At 37.2% G+C, this 22,281-nt stretch carries 23 protein-coding genes; 11 read left to right on the top strand and 12 right to left on the bottom strand.

Annotated elements, in window-relative coordinates:
* Nucleotides 1-275 precede the first annotated feature (275 nt).
* Nucleotides 276-2,201 (top strand): FUSC family protein, encoded by a 1,926-nt coding sequence (locus ACFQZ9_RS28380; protein WP_498946698.1) that lies wholly within the window; start codon nucleotides 276-278, stop codon nucleotides 2,199-2,201.
* 111 nt (nucleotides 2,202-2,312) lie between these two features.
* Here the strand turns inward: ACFQZ9_RS28380 and ACFQZ9_RS28375 are convergent, their stop codons facing one another.
* The 4 genes from ACFQZ9_RS28375 to ACFQZ9_RS28360 form a co-directional block, all read right to left on the bottom strand.
* A complete protein-coding gene (locus ACFQZ9_RS28375; protein ID WP_498946697.1) occupies nucleotides 2,313-3,299 on the bottom strand; it encodes an inorganic phosphate transporter in 987 nt (328 codons plus the stop codon).
* A 37-nt stretch (nucleotides 3,300-3,336) separates the two neighbouring features.
* A complete protein-coding gene (locus tag ACFQZ9_RS28370; RefSeq protein ID WP_498946696.1) occupies nucleotides 3,337-3,951 on the bottom strand; it encodes a DUF47 domain-containing protein in 615 nt (204 codons plus the stop codon).
* 307 nt (nucleotides 3,952-4,258) lie between these two features.
* Entirely contained in the window at nucleotides 4,259-4,501 is a 243-nt protein-coding gene (locus ACFQZ9_RS28365; RefSeq protein ID WP_498946695.1) for an efflux RND transporter permease subunit, read from the bottom strand.
* Complete coding sequence (locus ACFQZ9_RS28360) at nucleotides 4,398-7,223, bottom strand: efflux RND transporter permease subunit (RefSeq protein WP_498946693.1); 2,826 nt, start codon at nucleotides 7,221-7,223, stop codon at nucleotides 4,398-4,400. The genes ACFQZ9_RS28365 and ACFQZ9_RS28360 overlap by 104 nt, the downstream gene beginning before the upstream one ends.
* 261 nt (nucleotides 7,224-7,484) lie before the next feature.
* Here ACFQZ9_RS28360 and ACFQZ9_RS28355 point away from each other — a divergent pair, with 261 nt between their 5' ends.
* Complete coding sequence (locus ACFQZ9_RS28355; protein ID WP_498946692.1) at nucleotides 7,485-8,762, top strand: DedA family protein; 1,278 nt, start codon at nucleotides 7,485-7,487, stop codon at nucleotides 8,760-8,762.
* 47 nt (nucleotides 8,763-8,809) lie between these two features.
* On the opposite strand, the gene serC is transcribed toward ACFQZ9_RS28355, so the two are convergent.
* The 3 genes from serC to ACFQZ9_RS28340 all read right to left on the bottom strand — a co-directional run bounded on the left by serC (nucleotide 8,810) and on the right by ACFQZ9_RS28340 (nucleotide 10,441).
* Nucleotides 8,810-9,907: a 3-phosphoserine/phosphohydroxythreonine transaminase gene (gene serC, locus ACFQZ9_RS28350; protein WP_498946691.1), complete on the bottom strand. Its 1,098-nt coding sequence runs from the start codon at nucleotides 9,905-9,907 to the stop codon at nucleotides 8,810-8,812.
* A 272-nt stretch (nucleotides 9,908-10,179) separates the two neighbouring features.
* Nucleotides 10,180-10,299: a YjcZ family sporulation protein gene (locus ACFQZ9_RS28345; RefSeq protein WP_327836079.1), complete on the bottom strand. Its 120-nt coding sequence runs from the start codon at nucleotides 10,297-10,299 to the stop codon at nucleotides 10,180-10,182.
* A 40-nt stretch (nucleotides 10,300-10,339) separates the two neighbouring features.
* On the bottom strand, nucleotides 10,340-10,441 hold the full coding sequence (locus ACFQZ9_RS28340) for a YjcZ family sporulation protein (protein WP_198311869.1): 102 nt from the start codon (nucleotides 10,439-10,441) through the stop codon (nucleotides 10,340-10,342).
* Between the two features lie 441 nt (nucleotides 10,442-10,882).
* Between ACFQZ9_RS28340 and ACFQZ9_RS28335 the strand changes: the two genes are divergently transcribed.
* Together ACFQZ9_RS28335 and ACFQZ9_RS28330 are read left to right on the top strand one after the other, a co-directional pair.
* Complete coding sequence (locus ACFQZ9_RS28335; RefSeq protein ID WP_498946690.1) at nucleotides 10,883-12,340, top strand: sensor histidine kinase; 1,458 nt, start codon at nucleotides 10,883-10,885, stop codon at nucleotides 12,338-12,340.
* Nucleotides 12,337-13,029 (top strand): response regulator transcription factor, encoded by a 693-nt coding sequence (locus tag ACFQZ9_RS28330; RefSeq protein WP_498946689.1) that lies wholly within the window; start codon nucleotides 12,337-12,339, stop codon nucleotides 13,027-13,029. Before ACFQZ9_RS28335 ends, ACFQZ9_RS28330 begins: the two co-directional genes overlap by 4 nt.
* Before the next feature lie 92 nt (nucleotides 13,030-13,121).
* Here the strand turns inward: ACFQZ9_RS28330 and brnQ are convergent, their stop codons facing one another.
* Complete coding sequence (gene brnQ, locus ACFQZ9_RS28325) at nucleotides 13,122-14,474, bottom strand: branched-chain amino acid transport system II carrier protein (protein ID WP_498946688.1); 1,353 nt, start codon at nucleotides 14,472-14,474, stop codon at nucleotides 13,122-13,124.
* Between the two features lie 252 nt (nucleotides 14,475-14,726).
* Between brnQ and ACFQZ9_RS28320 the strand changes: the two genes are divergently transcribed.
* The 4 genes from ACFQZ9_RS28320 (at nucleotide 14,727) to pdxR (ending at nucleotide 17,899) form a co-directional block, all read left to right on the top strand.
* Nucleotides 14,727-15,224: a hypothetical protein gene (locus ACFQZ9_RS28320; protein WP_498946687.1), complete on the top strand. Its 498-nt coding sequence runs from the start codon at nucleotides 14,727-14,729 to the stop codon at nucleotides 15,222-15,224.
* Between the two features lie 42 nt (nucleotides 15,225-15,266).
* Nucleotides 15,267-15,695 (top strand): DUF6220 domain-containing protein, encoded by a 429-nt coding sequence (locus tag ACFQZ9_RS28315; protein ID WP_498946686.1) that lies wholly within the window; start codon nucleotides 15,267-15,269, stop codon nucleotides 15,693-15,695.
* Between the two features lie 278 nt (nucleotides 15,696-15,973).
* A complete protein-coding gene (locus tag ACFQZ9_RS28310; protein ID WP_198311863.1) occupies nucleotides 15,974-16,360 on the top strand; it encodes a YkvA family protein in 387 nt (128 codons plus the stop codon).
* Between the two features lie 102 nt (nucleotides 16,361-16,462).
* Complete coding sequence (pdxR, locus tag ACFQZ9_RS28305) at nucleotides 16,463-17,899, top strand: aminotransferase-like domain-containing protein (protein ID WP_498946685.1); 1,437 nt, start codon at nucleotides 16,463-16,465, stop codon at nucleotides 17,897-17,899.
* A gap of 50 nt (nucleotides 17,900-17,949) precedes the next feature.
* Here pdxR and ACFQZ9_RS28300 read toward each other — a convergent pair whose 3' ends face one another.
* From ACFQZ9_RS28300 to ACFQZ9_RS28290, 3 genes are all read right to left on the bottom strand, one after another.
* Nucleotides 17,950-18,381 (bottom strand): YfmQ family protein, encoded by a 432-nt coding sequence (locus ACFQZ9_RS28300; RefSeq protein ID WP_498946684.1) that lies wholly within the window; start codon nucleotides 18,379-18,381, stop codon nucleotides 17,950-17,952.
* Nucleotides 18,382-18,428: 47 nt separating this feature from the next.
* A complete protein-coding gene (locus tag ACFQZ9_RS28295) occupies nucleotides 18,429-18,623 on the bottom strand; it encodes a hypothetical protein (RefSeq protein WP_198311860.1) in 195 nt (64 codons plus the stop codon).
* A 197-nt stretch (nucleotides 18,624-18,820) separates the two neighbouring features.
* On the bottom strand, nucleotides 18,821-19,249 hold the full coding sequence (locus ACFQZ9_RS28290; protein ID WP_498946683.1) for a Gp49 family protein: 429 nt from the start codon (nucleotides 19,247-19,249) through the stop codon (nucleotides 18,821-18,823).
* Nucleotides 19,250-19,520: 271 nt separating this feature from the next.
* On the opposite strand from ACFQZ9_RS28290, the gene ACFQZ9_RS28285 reads away from it, so the two are divergent.
* Nucleotides 19,521-19,670: a hypothetical protein gene (locus ACFQZ9_RS28285; protein ID WP_198311858.1), complete on the top strand. Its 150-nt coding sequence runs from the start codon at nucleotides 19,521-19,523 to the stop codon at nucleotides 19,668-19,670.
* A gap of 221 nt (nucleotides 19,671-19,891) precedes the next feature.
* Here ACFQZ9_RS28285 and ACFQZ9_RS28280 read toward each other — a convergent pair whose 3' ends face one another.
* The gene (locus ACFQZ9_RS28280) at nucleotides 19,892-20,212 is read right to left on the bottom strand and encodes a thioredoxin family protein (RefSeq protein ID WP_498946682.1); all 321 of its coding nucleotides are present in this window, start codon (nucleotides 20,210-20,212) and stop codon (nucleotides 19,892-19,894) included.
* A 121-nt stretch (nucleotides 20,213-20,333) separates the two neighbouring features.
* Here ACFQZ9_RS28280 and ACFQZ9_RS28275 point away from each other — a divergent pair, with 121 nt between their 5' ends.
* Together ACFQZ9_RS28275 and ACFQZ9_RS28270 are read left to right on the top strand one after the other, a co-directional pair.
* Nucleotides 20,334-21,248 (top strand): LysR family transcriptional regulator, encoded by a 915-nt coding sequence (locus ACFQZ9_RS28275; protein WP_498946681.1) that lies wholly within the window; start codon nucleotides 20,334-20,336, stop codon nucleotides 21,246-21,248.
* Between the two features lie 87 nt (nucleotides 21,249-21,335).
* Nucleotides 21,336-22,190 (top strand): MBL fold metallo-hydrolase, encoded by an 855-nt coding sequence (locus tag ACFQZ9_RS28270; protein ID WP_498946680.1) that lies wholly within the window; start codon nucleotides 21,336-21,338, stop codon nucleotides 22,188-22,190.
* Nucleotides 22,191-22,281: the final 91 nt, after the last annotated feature.

The following is a 22,281-nucleotide window of genomic DNA, read 5'->3' as shown; positions in this document are numbered from 1 at the left end:
ATTAGAAAACCTCCTTAAAAACTTCAATTTTGAAACCCACTATTTGTTATATCAATGTTCCTGGTAAGCCTTAATGACCTCATTAATTTATTCTCGAATTTTTAAAAATAATAGAAAAACACGTTATATTTATTGTAATACCCAAACGGTGAAATGGGAAATATAAACAGACATCACGATATTCACAATGACGATGAAAAATCAGACAGCATGCTGTCTGGTTTTTCTAATGTTTATTTTCTTCTTAGACATCTAATAGAGAGGAGGCCCCCTGAATGGGAGAAAACAAAAATGGTTCGCTTAAAGTCTCTTCCATCATCAGACAAGCGTTAAAGGTAAATAAAATGCCATTTCCCTGGTTGAAAGCATTTTGCGCGGGATTGGCTGCATCGTTACCCATTATGATTGGATTACTCCTGGGGAATTTTCAATATGGATTACTAGCCGGCATGGGGGGATTTACTTATCTATACGTCTTTCATATTCCTTATGCTCAAAGAGCAAAAAAGTTATTCTTTGTCTTACTGGGAATAACGTTCGTTACGTTCTTAGGAACAGTTGCAGCTCCACACCCACTGGCAGCCGCTATTTTAATGGGGGTCATCGGAGGCGCTGGAATCTTTATTTTTGGGGCTTTAAAAATTAAAGGGCCATCCGCCATCTTTTTCGTTTTAATTTTTGCGATGACATCAGGTATGCCCGTTCAACCTGAACTTGCTCCACTGCGGGCCGGTCTTGCCTTTCTTGGCGGCGCTTTATCATGGGTGATTGCCATGATCGGTTGGTTTTTTCATCCCCATGGTCCTGAAAAAGATGTGGTAAAACGAGAATATTTCGAACTGGCATCCTTTTTTGATTCAATTGGCTCTGATCACTTGAATGCTGCTAGACAACGAGTAATGACCGTTTTTAAAGAAGCAGAAGAAACGCTCACAGCGGGATACATATCATGGCGTAAAACAGACCTTTTTCAACGATTATATTTATTACATAATCATGCAAATTTGATATTTATGACTGTCCTAGAAAATATTCCAGAAGAGCATTCAAACTTGCCGCTAAAAATGGGAGAATCGATACGTAAAATTGCCCAATCACTTGAGCAGAACAAACGTGGGGAAAATGACGTTGAGCAAAAAAATACGGATCCTTCCATAAACACGATATGGGCAAGAATCTATGAGGCTGATGCGATTTTGCAAAAACCGATTACCGAACTGGGGCCAGAGATGGAATTGTCGAAGCAATCTCTAAAAACGATTTTTTTAGGAGCCTTTGATAAAAACTCGTTTGTTTTTATTTCCGCCTTACGTTTTGGCGTTGTTACCATGATTGCCGCGATAATCGCGTATAAGTTTGGCTTTAATCGGTCCTATTGGATACCATTATCCTGTGTAGCAGTCATGTCGGGAGCTACAATCGTGTCTACCTACCATCGCGCGGTTCAAAGAGGAATTGGCACGATCCTTGGGATTCTCATCGCAAGCCTGGTTCTCTCAACACACCCAACTGGATACATGATTGCTTTCTTTGTTCTGCTTTTAACCTTCATAACAGAACTATTTATTGTGAAAAATTATGGGTTAGCCGCATTGTTTTTTACGCCCAATGCCTTATTGATGGCGGAGAGTGGAAGTCAAGGAAACCATAGCTTCTCCTTTTTTGCATCTGCCAGAATTCTTGACGTCATCATTGGAATTGTGATTGGTATTCTAGGGGTTTTATTGCTAGGGAGGCGGTCTGCTTCAAGCCGTCTGCCGCATAATATCACAAAAACGATAAGAAGCCAGGCACAGTTTTTATTTATTCTTTTCTCTGATCAAGGAGAAGGTTTTGATGCAGGAAAAAGCAGAGAGCGAAGTAAAATGAGGACGAATCTTAATAATTTACGAACTATGTATGATACAGCAACAGGTGAGATTCCCGTTAATCAAAAGACTTTAACGTATTATTGGCCCGTTATATTTTCCATCGAACAGCTTGGGTACTTACTGGAAAAATGCTCGCTAATGTCTAAACGTCCGGTTCTTAGTGACGATGCTCTTGCTCAATTGTTTTATGTGTTTGAAACAATGGCGAATGCTGCCGACCGAGAAACATCCCCAATGATAAAAAATGTTCCTAAAATTGTTGAGTTCCCAAGTATAGAAAAAGAAATCGATTCCTTACAGCATGCATTTCAATTAGATGTTGAGAAATAAGACCTCAAATAGATGATGTTTATGTGAACCTAAAAGAATCCCATCTGAACTTAAATCAGATGGGATTTTTTTGTTTTGTCCATTAGAAAAATCAGGTCACCTACTAAAGTGTTATAAAAAAATCTTTATGATAGTTATGAAAATGCCAGCAATTGCTGCAGAAATCGGTAATGTTATCACCCATGTAATGACCATTCTTCCTGCAACACCCCAATTGACACCTCGAAATCGCTTAGCAGATCCTACACCTAATATCGAACAGGAAGCAACATGAGTGGTTGAAACTGGAACACCTAATAAAGTTGCTCCCTGCATGACGGCAAAGGATGATAAATCTGCAGCAAATCCATTAATGGGCTGTACTTTAAATAATTTTTTAGCCACCGTTTTAATAATTCGCATCCCGCCAATCATGGTACCAAGACCCATTGCTGCTGCGCAAATCAACTGAACCCAAAAAGGAACATCAAGGGTTGATTGATATCCGGCTGCTACTAAGGCGAAAACAATAATCCCCATTGTTTTTTGGCCATCATTTCCTCCATGTGAAAAAGCAGCTAATCCGCCAGCTATAATCTGAATCGAACGAAAACCGCGGGTGGCACGGTGAGGATTCGCATTTTTGAAAAGAATTCTTAATATTTTCATGAGAATAAAGCCTACAAAAAAAGCTAAAAAGGGTGAAATAATTAAACCTTTAATAATGTCTGTGAATCCAACCCAGTTGATGGTATGTAGTCCTGACCCAAAAATAACAGCACCTGCGACCGATCCAATTAATGTATGGGACGAGGAAGAAGGAATCCCAAAATACCAAGTAATCAGATTCCAAAAAATCGCGGATAGTAAGGCGGCAATGACGATGGCCATTCCATTTTCAATATGAAAGGGATCAGCGATTTTTCCACCGATTGATTTTGCTACCGCTTGGGAAGTGATTGCACCAATAAAATTTAAAACACCTGCAAAAATAACAGCAAACCGTGGTGACAGAGCTCTTGTAGAAACCGACATGGCAATTGCATTTGCCGTATCATGAAACCCATTAATGAAATCAAAAGCTAAGGCAAGAATGATGATAATAACAATGGTTGTCATGAAATCCTCCTTCAGTTAATTTTATTTTTAGTTGAAATTAGGAGTTCTTCATAATAATGGTTTCTAATGTATTGGCTACAGATTGACAGTAATCGGCGATATCTTCGAGCTCTTCATATATTTCCTTATATTGAATAATTCGAATCGGGTCTTTTTCAACTTCAAACAAATGTTTAATGGATTTTCGCAGGATGCCATCACATTTTGATTCAATATCTTTAATTTTGATTGAATGTTCCCGAATGGGCTGTAGTTTTTTAGACGATAGCAATTCGATGGCTATATCGATTTCATCCGCACATTTTCGGATCCCTTCAACAAATTGAAGCATGAATTCGTCCGCATTGGTAATGGAATACATTTCAAAAAGAGAAGCAGTATGCTCTAATCCATCTAAAACATCATCCATCGTCATGGTGAGTGTAAGAATATCTTCGCGTTCGATTTGGGTAATGAAGGCATTGTTTAATTCTTGGATGACTTCATGAACATAGGTATCTCCCTTGGTTTCATATTCCTTCATTTTTTCAGCGAAGATTTTAAGGTCGCTGACGTTTTTAAGTTTGTAATCAGCAAAAAAATAGGCACTTTCTTTTAAATTTAATGAAATATTACTTAGGTAATTTGCGAACTTATCTTTCTTTTTTGCCATTTTATTTCCTCCACAACGTTCAAGAATATTTATTTTATATGTTTACATACACATGTAATTTTCCCTAATGGAAAATTACAATTCACAAAAAAAACAAAAGCACTGACGGGATTGTCAATGCTTTTTGTATCTTGATTTTCTCCATTAACTGATATTACGTTGATTGGACGTATCAATATTGTTTTTTGCCGATTTTTTATGCAGCCATTCGTAAATAATCGGGATGATGATAAAGCTGTTGATGGTTGATGTAATCATACCGCCAATCACCACAATTCCGAGTGTTTGCGAAATGACCGTATCTGCATTATGAGAAAAGGCAAGTGGTAAACAACGTAAGTATCGTTGCAGCTGCTGTCATTAAGATTGGTCGAATCCTTGAAAGACTACCGTTTACTACTGCCTCTTTAACAGACATACCTTCTTTCTGATTTCTCTCGATTTTATCAATTAATACAATTCCGTTTGTAACCACTATACCAGTAAGCATCAGTACACCAATCAATGCGGCTAAGTTCCACTCTCCGTGGAATAAAATCAACGCGATCACTACACCGCTTAAAGCAAGTGGAAATACTTAATAAAACAGCAAGTGGTGCTCTCCAGCCTTTGAAAATAGAAGAAGTAATCAGTAAGACTAATAAAATGGAAAAGGCAACGGCAATCGACATATCAAAAATCATTTGTTTCACTTGTTCGGAAATTCCGCCTAATGAATACGATACACCGCTTGGTAATTTCAAGCTGCTTAAAGCTTTGTCCGCTTGATTTGAAACTTTACTAATATCATTTGATGTGATCTGTGCTGTGACAAGGGAGAATGGCTGACCATCTCTTTCACTAATCGTAGATGGTGATAGATCTTTTTCAATTTTAGCGAATTGATCAAATCGGACGTTTTTCCCATTTGTTCCAGGCAATGTTTCAGCTGCGAGTGAAGCCAAAACATCATCCGCTGAAGCATTTAGCGTGATCACAGAATTTGGTCCTGATGCAATTTGGTCTAAATATTGATCCACAGGGAATGCCATATGATTAACCGAAATCGTTGCATCCTTGGATTGAGACATATAGCGATTAATCACAGCTAAAATGTCAGTAACCTTTACACCATTATCATGAATCGCTTTTTGATCAAATACCACTTTGTATTTAGGCGAACCGTTTGTTAGATCGACTTTTCCATCAACACTTAAGTTAGTAATTTTTGATAAGTTTGTTCTAGCTTCTTGTGCTACTTTATCCAATGTTGCTTGGTCTGAACCGGTAAAGAGAATCCGCATTTGTGAATCATCACCGGAGATGTTCTGGCTTGTAACGGTATATATCACATTTTTAGAGAGTGTTGGAAGTTGTTTTTGTAAATCTTGAATAACCAAATCCGCATCCTTGTCATTTTTCAATACAACAGAAAGGTTAGCGACATTAGGATAGGTAATAAAACCGCCGCCTTGGTCAAATACATCATCGCTTTGCGGTGTCATCGTAGAACCAAAATTGGCTGAATACGCAGCAACCTTTGGATCTGTTTTTAACGTTTTTTCAATTTTTTGGACTTCAGAATCGACTTGAATTAAGGTGCTTCCTTTTGGCAATTCTGCTTTAATGGCAATTTGTCCAATTTTCCCGCTTGGTAATAAACTTATGGGTAGAAAAGCGGAATAGATGCCTGCACCTAAAAAAACTAAAATGGAAACAGTAATCATCGCTTTTCTATGCTTAAACGCTGAGTGTAATACCGGCTTCATTACATGATCAAGTTTGACCGTTTGTTTTGCACCGTTTCCACCTTTCCATCCCATGAAAGCAAGAGCAGGGATCACAAGCATTGCTACAAAGAAGGAAATGATTAGAGCAATGACAACGGACCAAGCAAACCCGCTATAGGAAGCGCTGATTACACCGCCGACAAAGGCGATTGGGATGTAAACCGCAATTGTTGTTAAGGTAGAACCCAGAATTGCAGGGATCATTTCAGTTACGGCTGAACCAAGAATGGAAAGCAGAGATTTATCTTTCGATTCTTCGCGTTTTCGATACATGTTGTCCAAAATAACAATGGAGTCATCGACAATCCGTCCCATAGCTACGATTAAGCCAGAAACCGTTAAGATATTTAAAGTAATTCCCATTGTTTTTAAAATGGCGGTTGTTGCCAGTAATGAAATTGGCAATGAAATCGCAATTAATAAAGTCGATCTTACATTCCGGAAGAAAAAGAACACACAGATCATCGAGAACAAGCAGCAAAGCAAACCTTCTCGTATGAGTCCAAATAATGAGCTGTTTAATTCTTTTTCACGGTCAAGCAAAACCTGGAATGAAACATCTTTTGGATTGATCGTATCCAAGTGAAGATGTGAAACACGGTCCTTTACCTGATCGGCAACATCTGTGATGTTGGCTGAGGGTGTTTTGATTACATTTAACGTAACACTTGGTGTTCCATTTGTTCTAGAGACAGTTTTTAAGTCATTTAAGGAATGTGTTACGGTCCCAAATGCAGAAACAGGAATTGCTTTTCCCGCTTTATTTGTAATCGTTGCATTTTCCATTTGCTTTGGAGTTAATTGTATTCCATCAAACGTTACAGGTATTGATAATTGGTTGTTTACAATATTCCCCTGCGGCATGGATGGAACAGCCAATGAAAATGATTTATTCACGTCGTCTAATGTTAATCCATTTTTCACTAGGTCTTTCATCCGAACGGTTAATACATAACCATCTTTTGCTCCACCAAATACAGAAACATCTGCAACACCAGGAACAGATTTTAATTGTTTAACAATTTCCATTTGTGCTGTTGAGCGAAGAGTTGGTTCATCTAATTTTGAACTTGTTATGCTGTAAGTCAAAATTGGGAATGAGCTGGTTGTTAATCGTGTGACCGAAGGTGTAGTAGTAATTGTTTGTGGAAGATCGGCATTTGCCAATGCTTTATTTACTTGATCCTCGGCTTGTTTCATGTCAGTATTCATCGGAAAATACAAGCTCATAAATAATCCACCGTCATAAGATGTGCTTTCCACATTGGATAACCCGTCTACTGTTTTAACGGCACTTGCTAGATTATCTGTCACTTGTTGTTTTACTTGAGCAGCCTGATACCCAGGTACTCTCATACTGACCGATAGAGTAGTGTTGTTGATTCCGGGTAAATAATCACGTTGCATTTGGAATGCAGAAATACCTCCCCAAGCCAAAATAATGACAACACACACAATCATAAGAACGGCTCTTTGCATGGTTGCCTCTACTAATCTTTTCATGGTTTTACCTACCCAAATTTTTGAATACAACCCAATTTTTTGGCAACTATATCTGTTTTTTTCTATTTTTTTAAAAAAGTTTCTTGATCTCCATAATCGGGCATCCTAAGTATATAAAATGAACTTGTACATTCACTTAATAAAGAATTAATAATTCATAAAGATGAAAATTGTATACATTTTTCATGTTACAGTGTGGTTAGAGCTAAATTCGAGTTTGTTTAATTTAGTTCGTTTCTCTTAAAATTTGGAGGCATTTCTATGTCACATTTAATCACTTTATTTGAACAACACAGTTATCTGATTCTATTTATCGGGATTTTTCTAGAACTCATGGCTCTCCCTATATCTGGGGAATTTTTAATGAGCTATGCAGGGTACTTTGTTTTTCAGGGGAAAATGAATTACATTTTGGCACTCCTGACCGTTTTTTTAGCAGGTGGTGCAGGTATTACAGTTACGTATTGGATTGGGAGGGCAGGGGGAGATAAACTTATCGAAAGATACGGGAAATATATTCATCTAGGACCTGAACGTTATAGAAAAACAGCTGCCTGGTTTGAACGTTCCGGAAGTAAATTGTTGATCATTGCTTATTTCATACCGGGAATTCGACATTTCACCGGGTATATTTCAGGTATTTCAAAAATGCCGTTCCGAAAATTTTTTATTTCAGCTTATATTGGTTCGTTCCTTTGGGGATTTTGCTTTATTACACTTGGAAAGGTATTAGGGCCTCGCTGGCAGGTTTTCCATCATGCAGCTAGTAAATATTTTGTCATTTTCATTATTATTTTTGCCCTATTGTTAGCAGGGTATTTTGTGTATCGATTTTATAAAAATCAAATTAAAGACTTTTTCATTCGTTTCGTAAAATGGTTAATCTTCCGTTTTAAAACAATTCGGGCAACTGAAATCTTTCTTATTTTTCTTACCCTCGCTTTTATTGGAATGATCATCTTAATGTTGGGCATTGCACAAGACTATTTGGCTAATGATTTTACAGAATTCAATGATGTAACGGAATATCTGGTTAAATCTGCGGTGTATTTAGGATGGATGGTGGGATTTCTAGTATTACAATCACCATATCTTCTTGGTGCAATCATAACGATCACGGTTATTAGGATTTGGAGGAAAGGACGAAATAGGGGATTAGAGTATCTTTTATTACTAGTTACAATCGCCGGGTCAAAAACATTTCATGATATGCTCATGAAGGTCTTTTTTTACCTTCAATCATTTGGGTTCGTAGGGAAATTTCATTCAGGTAATTTTCCAGATCTAAATGCGATGATTTTGATCATCATCTATGGAACATGTATCTTTTTATTGGTCCGTCATTCGAAAACGAATGTAATAACCATAGTTGTACCATTTTTGGGGCTTATATTATTAATGTTCATAACCATTGCGAACATCGTAACTTCAAATATACTACCAAGCGACATTATGGGAGGGTATGTATATGGCGGTGTCTGGATCTTTTTTAACTTTTTATTATTTGAACTGCTCCGCCTTATTTTGGATAAGGGTTGAAATGTAAAAAGAGACTGCAAATAGATTAAGCAGTCTCTTTTTTATTTTTAGTTATTTTCTTTCTGAAACTTCACCATAAACTGGCTAAATGCCTGACAAGCCTCATACGGAACTGCATTGTAAGTAGAAACGCGGCAGCCGCCAATAGAACGGTGACCGTTTACTCCAACAAAGCCTTCTTGTTTTGCTTGTTCTAAGAATTTCTTTTCTAATTCTTCATCTTTTAAGTTGAAGGTGATGTTCATCAATGAACGGCTATCCTTTTCAGCATGGCCGATGTAGTAACCTTCACTTGAATCGATTGCATCATAAATGAGTTTTGCTTTTTTCTCATTAAGCTCAGCAATCGCCTCTATTCCACCCAGCTCTCGAGCCCAATTAAGAACTTCGCCAAGCATATAAATACCAAAGGTTGGTGGTGTGTTATACAATGAATTGTTTTTAGAGTGCGTGCTGTACTTCAGCATTGTTGGGATATTGCTGTTCGCTTGTTCAAGGAAATCTTTGCGAATAATCACAACGGTTACACCTGATGGACCGAGATTCTTCTGAGCACCAGCGTAAATAAGTGCAAATTTGCTAACATCAATTGGTCTAGAAAGAATATCACTCGACATATCGGCAATCAACGGAACGTCTCCAGTGTTTGGGTATTCCTTCCATTCTGTACCGTAAATCGTATTGTTGGAAGTAATGTGCACATAGGCATCATCCTGTTTATACTGCAATTCATCAAGCTTAGGAATGCTGCGGTACTTGTCCTCTTTCGTAGATGCAGCTTGATATGCCTCCCCGAAGAGTGCGGTCTCTTTGAATGCTTTTTCAGACCAAGATCCTGTCATCACATAGGCCGCTTGTTTTCCCTGCTGTAAAAAATTCATTGGAATCATCGAAAACTGAAGACTCGCTCCACCTTGAAGGAAAAGGACTTCATAGTTTTCAGGAATAGATAGCAATTCTCTTAAATTGCTAATTGCCTGATTATGTACAACTTCATACGCTTTGCTGCGGTGGCTAAGCTCCATCACAGACATTCCTGTTCCGCGGAAATCAATTAATTCCTGCTGTGCTTTTTCCAGGACGGCAATCGGTAAGGCAGAGGGACCAGCATTAAAATTATAGGCACGTTTTGTTTGTAGTTTCATTATGAACTCACCTCAAATTTTGATTTACTTGAATATAACATATTTTTTTAATTTTTAGGATAAATATTTTGTTGAGAGAGGGAGTAAATCATGGTAAGAAAGGGTTTCCAATGTTGTATTAATAGGAAAAGGAACGAGGATTATTTTTTTAAAAAAAGAGGTCACCAGTCCGATTTTTAATGCTTTTCATTTGTAGAATTTATATAAATGGAAAAAAGCCTTTTTGAGGCTTTTTCCTTCTTAAAACCTCTAATTTTAGGGTCTTAATCAAATTAATAAAAACAAGCTGCTCCAACAATGATTAAAAGAATGAACAAAACAACGATTAAAACAAAACTACCGCCGCCATAGCCGCCATATCCATAGCCGTAACCGTATCCACCGAAGCACATAGGGAGTCCCCCTTTTCATTAGAAATTGGAATTCACTTTTTTAATAAAATCCGCCACCCATGTAAGCTGCCCCTACAATGATTAGCAGGATAAACAAGACAACGATTAAGGCAAATGCGCCTCCACCTACACCATCAGACATACTATCGAACCCCCTTTCACCAGCTAATAACAAAATATGTAAAAAAAGTAAAATTGGAAGGGCACCTTTCAAAAAAGGTTAGAAAGTAGGGGAATTTTTTGAATTTTCCTTTTGAATAAGCCAGAGGGGGGGCTATTCATAAAAACATCAACAAGGTACCGCCACCTTGACTGATGCATAAGCTTTATAGTACCTCAAAAACAATAGTAATCTCACGAAATTTAAAGGTCCCTTTTGAGGGACCTTTTTGAATTTTATAGACAGTTTCTAAATTCAAATTTTGTATGGTAACAATAAAAGGGGTCTGACCCCAATATTTATACTTTTTTTAGATTTGTTTTAGAGGTGGTTTAGATATGTTGGGTATGATGAAGTTAAAGTTATAAACTAAATTTAAAAGGATTAATTGGTTATAAATAAACCGACTTTAAGGAGATTTTTATGTCCATTAAAACGAGATTATTGCTTTCTTACCTTGCTATGACCTTTATTCCCATCATCATGTTTGGGTTCATTGCAACAACGCTGTTTTCAGCTTTTTATAAAGATATGGCAGGAACCGGTGGTGGGAGGCGAATGCCCGTATTTTGGGAAATGGCAAATCAACGTCGCGACCTGATTGCTGGTGTGAAATTTATGGCACATACTGATCCTGACAGATTTACTAACAGCGATTTTCTAATAAATACAGATAAAAGAACGAACATATTGCATTCAGGTCTGGTTGTCATGGCAAATAATCAAGTTATCTTCTCTTCTCCATTTGTTGACAGACTTAACCTTAAGCAGTCTCTTCAAGAGCTGTCATCGAGTAAAGGACAAGAACGTTGGGGAAGAAGTCGGTATTCAGTGGAAAAATACAATATCAAGTTTAGCAATCACTCAAACGGCACTGTATACCTAATTTCTGATTTAAACCCCTTTTTCAACGAAGCAAGAAAATTTTTCCCATTGCTTATCTTGTCCCTGCTTTTCGTTATCGGGCTAACCAATGGTTTTCTTACCTTTATCGTTTCCCGTAGTTTTATTAAACCTTTGTATACCTTAAAACGGGCTGCTGAGCAAATAAAGGAAGGTAATCTACACTATGAGTTGAAGGTGAAACGAAAGGATGAAATTGGAGAATTGGCAGCTTCGTTTGAAGAAATGCGTAACCGGTTAAGCGATTCAATCCAGCTTCAAGTCCAATATGAAGAAAACCGGAAAGAACTAATTTCCAATATTTCGCATGACCTAAAAACCCCGATTACCGGGATTAAGGCTTGTGTTCAAGGCATACAGGACGGAATCGCCGATTCTGCACGAAAACAGGAAAAATATATCAATATGATCGCAAAAAAGGCAGAAGATATGGACCAATTAATTGATGAATTGATGCTGTATTCCAAACTGGATTTGAAACGGCTGCCGTTTCATTTGGAATCAATGGACATAAATGCTTATTTGCGGGATTGGGTGGAAGAATTACGCATTGACCCAAGAATGGAGAAAATCGGAATAATCTATTCTGACAGTAGCAATCCCATTCCAGTGATAGCTGACCGCGAAAAGCTGTATCGGGTTTTGATGAATATTATCGATAACAGCTTAAAATATATGGATAAGGAACAAAAGGAAATTTGGATATCATTACTCGAAGATGGTGACAAAGCACTTGTACGCATTCAGGATAATGGGCCGGGAATTGATAGCGAGGCGCTTCTTCATATTTTTGATCGTTTTTACCGAGCAGACCCATCAAGGAATTTAAACACAGGAGGAACCGGACTAGGACTAGCGATTGTCAAACAGATGATTGAAGGGCAGGGGGGAAGTGTTTGGGCAGAAAGCCAAATAGGTGAAGGGACTAGCATTTATTTTACAATGCTAAAAACCACAAAGGAGGGTGAACACAAGTGAAACGGATCTTAATCATCGAGGATGATCCGGTGATTGTGGAGGTAGAAAAAGATTATTTAGAAACTAGTGGGTTCAAAGTGGATATCGCTACAAGTGGCGATATTGGTCTCAATATGGCTCTTGAAACGAAGTATGATTTAATCATTCTTGACCTCATGCTTCCCCATACGGACGGCTTGGAAATTTGCAGAAGAATCCGTCAAGTGAAGAATATCCCGATTCTAATCGTTTCCGCCAAAAAAGAAGAAATTGATAAAATCCGCGGACTTGGACATGGCGCAGACGATTATATGACGAAACCATTCAGTGTAGGGGAGTTAGTTGCCAGAGTGAAAGCTCATCTATCAAGATATGACCGATTGATCACAGATAACCAGACGAGACAAAAGAATGAAATCCAAATACGTGGCATTCGAATAGATCAGTTATCTCGAAAGGTGTTCGTTAATGAAAAAGAAATCTCATTTACGTCGAAAGAATATGATTTACTGCTATTTTTGGCCCAACATCCAAACCAGGTGTTCAGCAAAGAGGAGTTATTTGAAAAAATCTGGGGACTTGATTCGATGGGGGATACTGCCACTGTTACGGTTTATATTGGAAAATTACGTGAAAAAATCGAACTCCATCCATCTAAACCGCAATATATCGAGACAATTTGGGGTGTTGGTTATAGATTTAATGTTTAATTGCCTGGAAAAAGGGAAAGGTTTTCAGTACAAAAATAATAAAGATTAGAAAAGGGCTATCAAATTGCAAAGATTTGATAGCCCTTTTCTAGTTATCGTATTTCAATTTTTTTTAAACGTGTTGGCCATAAATAGCCGACAATGGCACCAACAACTGCTGGTAAGATCCATCCAAGACCAATATCATAGAGCGGTAAATAATTTACATAAAACGATTTAATCGATTCGAATAAAGCAATTGTAGCTCCCGGTAAGCTGCTGACTAATGTGCTGTAGCCATCGAAGATACTTACAAAAAATGTTAGGAGCATCGTTACTGCATAAACGCTTCTTTTATTACCAAATAATGGTGATAATAGTGCTAATAAGATAAGAACAATGGCTAGCGGGTACAAGAACATTAATACTGGAACTGCAAATTGAATGATATTAGTTAAGCCGAAATTAGCAATCGTAAACGATACAAGGCAAAGGATTGCCACAAACCATTTATAGCTTACTTTTGGAAATACTTCATGGAAAAATTCACTGCATGATGTAATCAGTCCGATACTTGTTTTTAAACAAGCGAGTACAATAATAATTGCCAGTAAAATGTTTCCGAATGATCCAAAATAGTATTGAGAGACCGCAGCAAATATCAGACCACCATTATCGAATTTCCCTATCGCTGATACACTCGATGATCCCATGTAGGTAATGAGTCCGTAGATGAGCATCATTAGTCCCATCGCAAAAATGCCTGATTTCCACGTTGCTTTTGCAATTGATTTTGGATCCGTAATGCCTTGTCCCTTAATTGCATTGATGACAACAATACCGAATGCGAGGGAGGCAAGGGCATCCATAGTGTTATAGCCCTCTTTAAAGCCTGTTATAAAAGCAAGTCCGCTATAGTCGCCTGCCGGTTTACTAAAGTGACCCATTGGCTTGACGATGGCAATGATAATTAATACGAATAAAAACACTAAAAACGCAGGTGTTAAATATTTGCCAATATAGTCCATAATTTTTGCTGGATTCAAAGAAAAATAATAGACAATTGCAAAAAATAAAAAGCTAAAGAGTCCGAGATATAAACTGGTGTGCTCTGGATTAATATATGGTTCAAACCCGACAACAAAAGGTACCGTTGCTGTACGTGGAATAGCGAAAAACGGTCCAATTGTTAAGTATAAAGCCATTGCGAAAACGACTCCAAATAATGGGTGTACGCGATTAGCTAAATCTCGCAAGCCATTGCTTCCAGATAGACCAATTGCTAGGATCCCCATAAAGGGAAGACCGATAGCTGTGATTAAAAATCCAATCAATGCCGGCCAAAAGTTTGTACCAGCAAGCTGTCCCATCTGGATGGGGAAGATCAAATTACCCGCACCAAAGAATAGTCCGAATAACATCGTACCAATGACAGCATACGTTGAAAATGGTATTTTTTGTTGCATACAAATTGCTCCTTCGAAATATTTAATGTTGTTGTTTTTCTAAAATAATATAATAATATAATAATTTCGTCATTATTGAAAGGGCGTATTAACATTTTCACTTCTTTTCTAAGATTTTTTTCCCTATTTATTAAGATTTTACTGCTGAATCCTTTCTATTTTTTATACTTTTTTTAGATTTGCTTTAGAGTCCTTTTATACCCAAAGCGTAACATTATTAATGGAAATAGATTTAGAAGGGAGATCCATAGAATGCGAAGATTAAGCCTGACCAAGAGAAAATGGCTGTTGATTCTTCATTTAATGTTTTCGGCCATTATGTTAGGAGTTTCTATTGTTTTTCTGATTCTAAGTATAACGGCCGCAAATACAAACGATGTAAATGTGTTGAAAGCATGTTATTCCAGTATGCATGTGCTTGCGAAGACATCCGTTCGTGCTTCAACAATTGGCGCCGTAGTAACTGGAATATTACTATCGGTGCTGACGCAATGGGGATTGTTCAAATTTTACTGGATTATCGTAAAGGAAGGGTTGACACTCCTATCGATTTTTTTGGGTCCCATTGCGATGTATAGTTTTACGTTAAAAGCAATCACGCTCACCACCAAGGATGGAATAAATATCTTTTTCGATCCAGCTTTTACAGTGAATAAATGGCAGCTCTGGTGTGGAATCATCCTACAAGTCATTTCACTTGTTTCGATGTTCGTGATATCCGTTTTTAAGCCATGGGGACAGCGAAAATAGAAAGAGATGAAACTTGCGTAAAAATGAGAGGAGAAAAGAGAAGTGGAAAATAAAAAAAGAAAAGTGCAAAATGAAGTGGTAATTCAAGGATCTACCAGGATCCGCACAGTAAGATTTCTATATGGAGGACTGGCTGCTGTTTATTTTATTTGTGTAATCCTTCAAGTATTTTTCGCAGGATTGGGCCTGTTTGTGAATTCTAGTGTTTGGCAGCTACATCGAGTATTCGCCAATTATTTTGAGGCGATCGCGTTACTCTTATTTCTTTTATCATTTTTCGGACGAATACGTGGGGGCCTCCCCTGGCTGCCTTTAAGTCTTTTTGTTCTTACATCCTTACAGCATATGACGATTCAAACTTTTTCCGGATACCTGCGGGCGCTGCACACAATTGATGCATTGCTGTTATTTGGAATCTCGATGCACTTAATGAAACGTTCATGGCGGTGGGTGAAAATGGGGAAGAATTAATGTTAATATTAGGTGGGAATATTGGATAATTTTATTGTATTTTATTAGGAGAAATTAACCGAAAAAAACTGTTCAGAAAAGGATCTCTTAAGGTGGATTTTGGAATACAGGTTAGAAAAACAATCGAAATGGGAATCTTTGAATATAAAGACACTTGGAGGCCATGCTTTGCTAGGGTATAAAATTCAGTTGAACTATGTCAGGAGTGGTCAATACTAACGGATAGACTAAAATTCGCATACTATATGAGAAATTGTTCATTTTTTAAGGAGAAAAACATGGGTAAAATAAAAACTTGGGCAAAAAATTTGAAACGAAAAATATTTATTCTTTACTTTGCATGCAAAGATAAAAGAGTTCCTTGGTATGCCAAAACGTTTACGGCTGGTGTTGTTGCCTATGCCTTCAGTCCCATTGATTTAATCCCCGATTTTATACCAATCCTTGGCTACCTGGATGATATCATTATTGTCCCATTAGGAATTATGCTTGCCTTAAAGATGATTCCTATAAATGTAATTTCTGATTGTGAACTGAAAGCAGAAGAAATGCTGAAAAACGGAAAGCCAAAAAATTGGGTAGCTGGTTCACTTATCATCAGCATTTGGAGCCTTTTTATCCTTTGGCTGATTGTAAAGGGATATCAAATTATACAGGGTCAGTGATCACAAACACTGACCCTTGTTTCTTATTTCAAATGCTATTTTAAAACCTTGAAAAAGTATACAATAGTTTTAAAGAGTAAATTGAAATAAAGGATGTAACAAATGGATTGGAAACCGGATCGAGAATCGAAAATACCAATTTATAAACAACTTGCTGTCTATATTGAAAACGGGATTGCAGATGGAACTTTTCCTCCTGATAAACCACTGCCTTCTGAAAGAGGTTTAGCGAAAGAGCTTAAAATCAACAGAAGCACGGTTATTGCTGCCTATGACGAATTGGAAGCCAATGGTCTAATTGATCGGAATAGAGGCAGTGGAACAACGGTCAGCAAAGATATTTGGGGGATGACCAAGAAACGGATTCCAAGTTGGAACCGGTATATTGAGGCAGGATCGTTTTTACCTAATTTACCTGTCACTCAACGAATACATAAAGAAATGGTCGAGCAAAATCTGATTAACTTAGCCAGTGGGGAATTGTCTCAGGATCTTTTTCCAATGACCTCCCTAAGAGAGATTACTTCTAACCGATCGTTTATCGGAACCTTGGGATATGACCATCCCCAGGGGAATGCCATACTCCGGCATACGCTAACGAATCATGTGAAACAGTTTCGAAGTATAGAAACGAACCCATCATCGATCATAATTACATCAGGGGCACAGCAAGCTTTGCATCTTGTCGTCCAATGTTTATTAAAACCTGGAGACGCCGTTGCGATTGCAAATCCTTCCTATCATTATAATCTGCCTGTTTTTAAATCAGCCGGAATCAAAACCTATTCTTTAAAAATGGATAATGAAGGGATAAACCCAAACGATATAACCACATTGTATAAAAAACATCGAATCCGAATGATTTTTATGAATCCTATTTATCAAAATCCCACAGGTACATTAATGTCGGAGGAAAGAAGAAAAAAGGTCTTGGAGATATCCTCCGAATATGGAATTCCGATTGTAGAGGATGATCCGTACAGTTTAACCTCTTTTACAGGGGAAAAGATGCAGACACTTAAATCATTAGACCGGAACGGAAATGTATTATATATTAGCTCATTAACGAAAATTGTTGCTTCAGGTCTGAGGATTGGTTGGATTATCGGTCCTAGGGCAGTGATTGAACGGTTATCAGATGCTAAGCAGCAGGTTGATTATGGACATGCAAGTTATACGCAATGGATCGCTAATGACTTTTTAGATTCCAGTGATTTTGAATTTCATATAAAAAATTTAGTGAAGCAGTTAGAAATCAGAAGAGATCAAGTTGTCGACAGCCTTCAGACTTTTTTAAAAGATCAGGTAGAATTTTACGTTCCTAACGGTGGAATTCATATTTGGTGCAGGATAAAAAAGGAAGTGAATGAAAATCAATTGTTGGAGGAATCCATTAAAAGAGGAGTCATCTATGTCCCCGGCTTGACAATGGGCTCAGAGAAGGGATTTGTTCGATTTACTTTTTCAAGGGAAAAAGAAGAAAATATCCATGAAGGAATCAAAAGATTTGCTGATGCTTTGAATGCTGTTACAAAATGATAAGAATTAGAAAAGGCGGTCATTTAATAGACCGCCTTTACTTAATCTCGTTATGCAGAAAAAGACCATTTTTGAAGGCTTTTTGAAAGTAGTTGATAGGCTACTACCTTTTTCTTGTACTGTTTGACTACCTCTACATTATGTTTGGAACAGTAGACAAATAACCTTACATCTTTTTTACCTTCTTTAGTTTCAATGACGAAGGGGGGTTCAATGTTCTCTGGGTGTAAATATAATTCCTCTGTTCCTGGATAAATATAGTGCTTCTTTAAAAAGGTAGACTCATTAAATGATTGAAGTACTCCTATTTTGTTTTCACCCTCAAGTAGTTTCCCGTCAAAGGTAACGGTGACATTCATGTTGGTAAGTTTTGTATGAATTTGAAATTTATTGATCAGCCATTCCACTGGACCGGTTGGAAGACAGGTCATTAAAATTTTCAAAATACTGACGAGAACAATCGAAATCACAGCCCATGTCATCTTTCATCAACTCCGTTAATCTATTTAATTAAGCAGGGGACCTTGCATTATAATGTTAACCAAATATAGATTCCTAGTGAAATCAGCGCGATTAAAATAATGACTACATAAATTAAGGTTAAGTTTGTTGTATTTCTTTTTGTGGATTTACTGTAGTCTTCATCGGGTTTTCCGGTTATGAATAATGTCAAAACGGCAGAAATAATTAAAATAAAGATAACCAAACCTATCAATATATTCATGCTGCACCTCTTAAAATTTACTTTCGTTAGAGTTCTACTTTTTTATAATTAAATCATATCGCAACCGGATGGAATGATAACCATCCAATTTAACTAAAAAAAGACCATCCACTTAGAGGTCTTTTCAACTAATTAAAATTAAAATAACAGTCAACTAAAAGGGCCAGTGATTTTCACATCACTAGCCCCACTTATTATTATTGGTATTTGTAGCCTTCTAATTCCGAAATTCTTTGTTTGATCCGTTCTAAACAAATCTGGATATCTGCGTCTTTATTGTAATGTGCTGCATCTTGGCTCGTAGTTGATTCTGTAAGGACAAAACCATTTGCCAGCTGAACCGCAACCATTGTACATTTGCCAAAAAGCTCAACGATTTCTATTTGTGCGTTTTCGATCATCAAATCAATATCCGCTAGTGTAATTTCTTGTTTTTGCACTTGTGCCTTTGGACTTACAGAAGCAATAAATTTATATTCTGTTGGTTCAAATGCGATTTCAAAGGCTTGTTCTGAAATTTCAATGATCTCATTGGTTGCTAAATTTTTAACCTTCACAATCCCATCATTCGTTATTTCTAATAATTCTACTTTATTATCCGTGCCTTTTACCCGGTAAACCTTCAATTTCTGTTCCCCCCATACCCATTTTCCTTCAAAATGTCTAATAAGGCATCACCCTCTGGTAGTTGATTTTTTCATGAATGATCAACTTTTTTTATTAGCTTATTCATGTCTAAACCGAGCGGTGAAACCTGAAAGTGCGGAAAAAAGAGGGTATTTGAAGTTTAGGGTCATAAGGAATATTCTCGAGAATCTATAAAGAGTATAAATATTCAAGGGGATAAAAACGAATCCTAAAAGTGTATTTTTTAATCTATTTAAATGAGGTGAAACCATGACTAAGAACAATCCGATTGAGTATACAGGTAAAGTACTGGACCAAAGAAACGACCTTACGGGTCCAGATGATGCAGGAAAGGGAAACTATCCAAATCCGCCCAAAAAAGTAACGATACAACAGCAAAACAGGAATAATGAGCAATAGTTTAATGAGACCAGAGCTGGTTTAAGACAGTATTTGGATTAACATAAGCGGCTTCGCTTCCGCTATATTATAAAGCTTAGAATTCTTTTTATGGATCTAACCGTATAAAATAATGCTAGGCACCCAAAAATTGGATGGTGCCTGGCATTTTTCTGCTGCTAAAAGCAGCCTTAGGATGTACCATGTCAAGGTTTAATAAGAAGACTTGTGGAAAAAACTTCCTAGTCAACCAAACCGTATTTTTTTAAGGATTCCATCAGCATTTCTTTAGGTTGAAAACCTGTTATCCGCTTCACCAGCTTACCATCTTGAAAAAACAATAATGTCGGAATTCCTAGTACCTCAAACTGACTTATAAACTCCTCATTTTCATCGGAATTCACTTTTACTATTTTTAATTCCAATTCCTCGTCAATTTCTTCCAAAACGGCTCCAATCATTCTGCAAGGAGGACACCATGGAGCCCAGCAATCAATCAGCACTGATTTACTTGTTTGGATTTCCTTCAGAATTCTTTGCCCCTTTGCATATAAGATACTCATGAAATTTCCTCACCTTTCATATTTTCTTGCTTGTAGTATATGATGAGTTATAATATAAGTAAAATTAATACTTTTAATTTATTAAATAAGTAAAAACTAATGGATAAAAAAGAGGGAATCTATGACCATATTTCAATTAGAAGTTTTCTTAAAGGTAGTTGAAACGAAAAGTTTTACAAAAGCCGGGGAGCAAATCGGCCTATCCCAATCTGCCGTCAGTCAAGCAATAGCAGCCTTGGAATCCGAGTTAAATATAAAATTATTAAACCGACACAGGAATGGGATTAGCGTTACAGAAATTGGAGAGCGTATCACGAGCTTGATAAAGGACTTGCTAACGATTAAAACAAAAATTGTAAACGAAGCAAGTGGAATGGCAGCCGTTGAAGCAGGAACGATAAAAATCGGAAGTATTTCAGGTATGTCAACGAAACTATTACCAGGAATGATCAGTTCCTTTAAAAAACGGTTTCCCGGTGTAGATGTCACTCTATATGAAGGAAATTATGAAGAAGTAAAAAATTGGATTAAATTGTCGGTAATTGATGTCGGCGTGGTCACAGAGGAAAAGCATGAATTTGAATTTATTCCCTTATTACAGGATAAAATGGTTATAATTGTTCCGGAGCAACATCTTTTGGGAAATCAATCTTCCATATTCTTAAAAGAAATCGGTAGTGAACCTCTGATCATGCCAAAGGAATGTGATCGTTTACTTCGTGCAGTCTTTAAGGAACAAGGAATAACACCCAACATTCATTTTGAAGTCAGTGACATAGCAACCATTATTGCAATGGTTCAAGAAGGGGTTGGATATACAATACTTCCGGAGTTGGCGATTCCCTCAACCTTGCCGAAGGTCACTCCTTCATACTTATCTCCTCATGTGTACCAAAACCTAGGTCTAGAGATCCGTTCATTAGAATACATTAGTCCAGTCCTAACTGCTTTTATTCATGAGGCACAAGAATTCACAAAAAATTTATCATTAAAATTATTTAACAGCTATCATTCTGTTATTGTGAAAAAAAGATAATTTCTTTTGGAGCACTTCATCAAGTAAAAAGGAAAAATAAATTGGAAAATAATCATAAATACAAGTAATCAAAGGGGGAAAGCAGTTATGCATTCAATTGAGAAAATAGGTAAGCGTTTTTGGTATATCACTCCCATTTCTGAGACGGACAGGCCCATTCTTGGGATGGTGGTTGGGGATCACAAGACATTGATGATTGATGCAGGTAACTCCGAAAACCATGCCCAATACTTTTTGGCAGAACTTTCAAAAAGGCAAGTCCCAAATCCTGATTTGGTGGTCCTTACCCATTGGCATTGGGATCATATATTTGGACTTGCGGCATTAACAAATTCAGTATCTATTTCCTCTAAAGAAACAAAAGAGGAAATGGAGAAATTCATTCATCTTTCATGGTCGGATGAGGCAATCGATGCAAGGGTGAAAGAAGGAACAGAGATTGAATTTTGTGCAAGGGCGATTAAGCAGGAATACACTGACCACCGAGATATCACCATTGTCCTACCTGATGTAGTTTTTGAAAATCAAGTGGAGATAGACCTTGGAGGAGTAGCCTGCATAGTACAGCGAGTTGGAGGTGATCACGCCTCAGATTCTGTCATTGTGTATATCAAAGAAGAAAAGATTTTATTTTTAGGTGACTGTATTTATCCCGATATTTTTTCGGAAAAAGAAAACTATACAATTCAGAAAACACTTCAACTTTTAGATAGATTAGAAACATTTGATGCAGATACATATGTCCTTTCCCATTGGAAACCGATTTCAAAAGAGGAATTTAATCAGGAAGTTACCATGCTGAGAACCATTGCAAGAATCACCGATACTTATTGCGGGGAACAACAGAAAATTCAAGAAGAATATGAGAAATACGTAAAGAGGGAACTTACAGAGGACGAAATGGTAACAATCACCGATTTTGTGAATGGATATCAAAGATAAAGTTCAGAAAGGAAGCACCGACCTTTGGGGCTTCTTTTTCTGTATTGGGGAGAAGGTTTTGACAAGTTTTCTTTTAAATTATGACTACATA

This window comes from Neobacillus sp. GCM10027624 (assembly GCF_042675345.1).
Classification (GTDB): Bacteria; Bacillota; Bacilli; order Bacillales; family Cytobacillaceae; genus Neobacillus; species Neobacillus cucumis_D.
Note: the sequence above shows the minus strand (reverse complement) of the source record. Positions and strands in the feature narration are given on the sequence as shown.

Excerpts from the sequence above, each read along its gene's own strand:
- ACFQZ9_RS28380 (WP_498946698.1), top strand. The coding sequence starts at position 276 with ATGGGAGAAAACAAAAATGGTTCGCTTAAAGTCTCTTCCATCATCAGA.
- ACFQZ9_RS28375 (WP_498946697.1), bottom strand. The coding sequence starts at position 3,299 with ATGACAACCATTGTTATTATCATCATTCTTGCCTTAGCTTTTGATTTC.
- ACFQZ9_RS28370 (WP_498946696.1), bottom strand. The coding sequence starts at position 3,951 with ATGGCAAAAAAGAAAGATAAGTTCGCAAATTACCTAAGTAATATTTCA.
- ACFQZ9_RS28360 (WP_498946693.1), bottom strand. The coding sequence starts at position 7,223 with ATGAAAAGATTAGTAGAGGCAACCATGCAAAGAGCCGTTCTTATGATT.
- ACFQZ9_RS28355 (WP_498946692.1), top strand. The coding sequence starts at position 7,485 with ATGTCACATTTAATCACTTTATTTGAACAACACAGTTATCTGATTCTA.
- serC (WP_498946691.1), bottom strand. The coding sequence starts at position 9,907 with ATGAAACTACAAACAAAACGTGCCTATAATTTTAATGCTGGTCCCTCT.
- ACFQZ9_RS28345 (WP_327836079.1), bottom strand. The coding sequence starts at position 10,299 with ATGTGCTTCGGTGGATACGGTTACGGCTATGGATATGGCGGCTATGGC.
- ACFQZ9_RS28340 (WP_198311869.1), bottom strand. The coding sequence starts at position 10,441 with ATGTCTGATGGTGTAGGTGGAGGCGCATTTGCCTTAATCGTTGTCTTG.
- ACFQZ9_RS28335 (WP_498946690.1), top strand. The coding sequence starts at position 10,883 with ATGTCCATTAAAACGAGATTATTGCTTTCTTACCTTGCTATGACCTTT.
- brnQ (WP_498946688.1), bottom strand. The coding sequence starts at position 14,474 with ATGCAACAAAAAATACCATTTTCAACGTATGCTGTCATTGGTACGATG.
- ACFQZ9_RS28320 (WP_498946687.1), top strand. The coding sequence starts at position 14,727 with ATGCGAAGATTAAGCCTGACCAAGAGAAAATGGCTGTTGATTCTTCAT.
- ACFQZ9_RS28310 (WP_198311863.1), top strand. The coding sequence starts at position 15,974 with ATGGGTAAAATAAAAACTTGGGCAAAAAATTTGAAACGAAAAATATTT.
- pdxR (WP_498946685.1), top strand. The coding sequence starts at position 16,463 with ATGGATTGGAAACCGGATCGAGAATCGAAAATACCAATTTATAAACAA.
- ACFQZ9_RS28300 (WP_498946684.1), bottom strand. The coding sequence starts at position 18,381 with ATGACATGGGCTGTGATTTCGATTGTTCTCGTCAGTATTTTGAAAATT.
- ACFQZ9_RS28295 (WP_198311860.1), bottom strand. The coding sequence starts at position 18,623 with ATGAATATATTGATAGGTTTGGTTATCTTTATTTTAATTATTTCTGCC.
- ACFQZ9_RS28285 (WP_198311858.1), top strand. The coding sequence starts at position 19,521 with ATGACTAAGAACAATCCGATTGAGTATACAGGTAAAGTACTGGACCAA.
- ACFQZ9_RS28280 (WP_498946682.1), bottom strand. The coding sequence starts at position 20,212 with ATGAGTATCTTATATGCAAAGGGGCAAAGAATTCTGAAGGAAATCCAA.
- ACFQZ9_RS28275 (WP_498946681.1), top strand. The coding sequence starts at position 20,334 with ATGACCATATTTCAATTAGAAGTTTTCTTAAAGGTAGTTGAAACGAAA.
- ACFQZ9_RS28270 (WP_498946680.1), top strand. The coding sequence starts at position 21,336 with ATGCATTCAATTGAGAAAATAGGTAAGCGTTTTTGGTATATCACTCCC.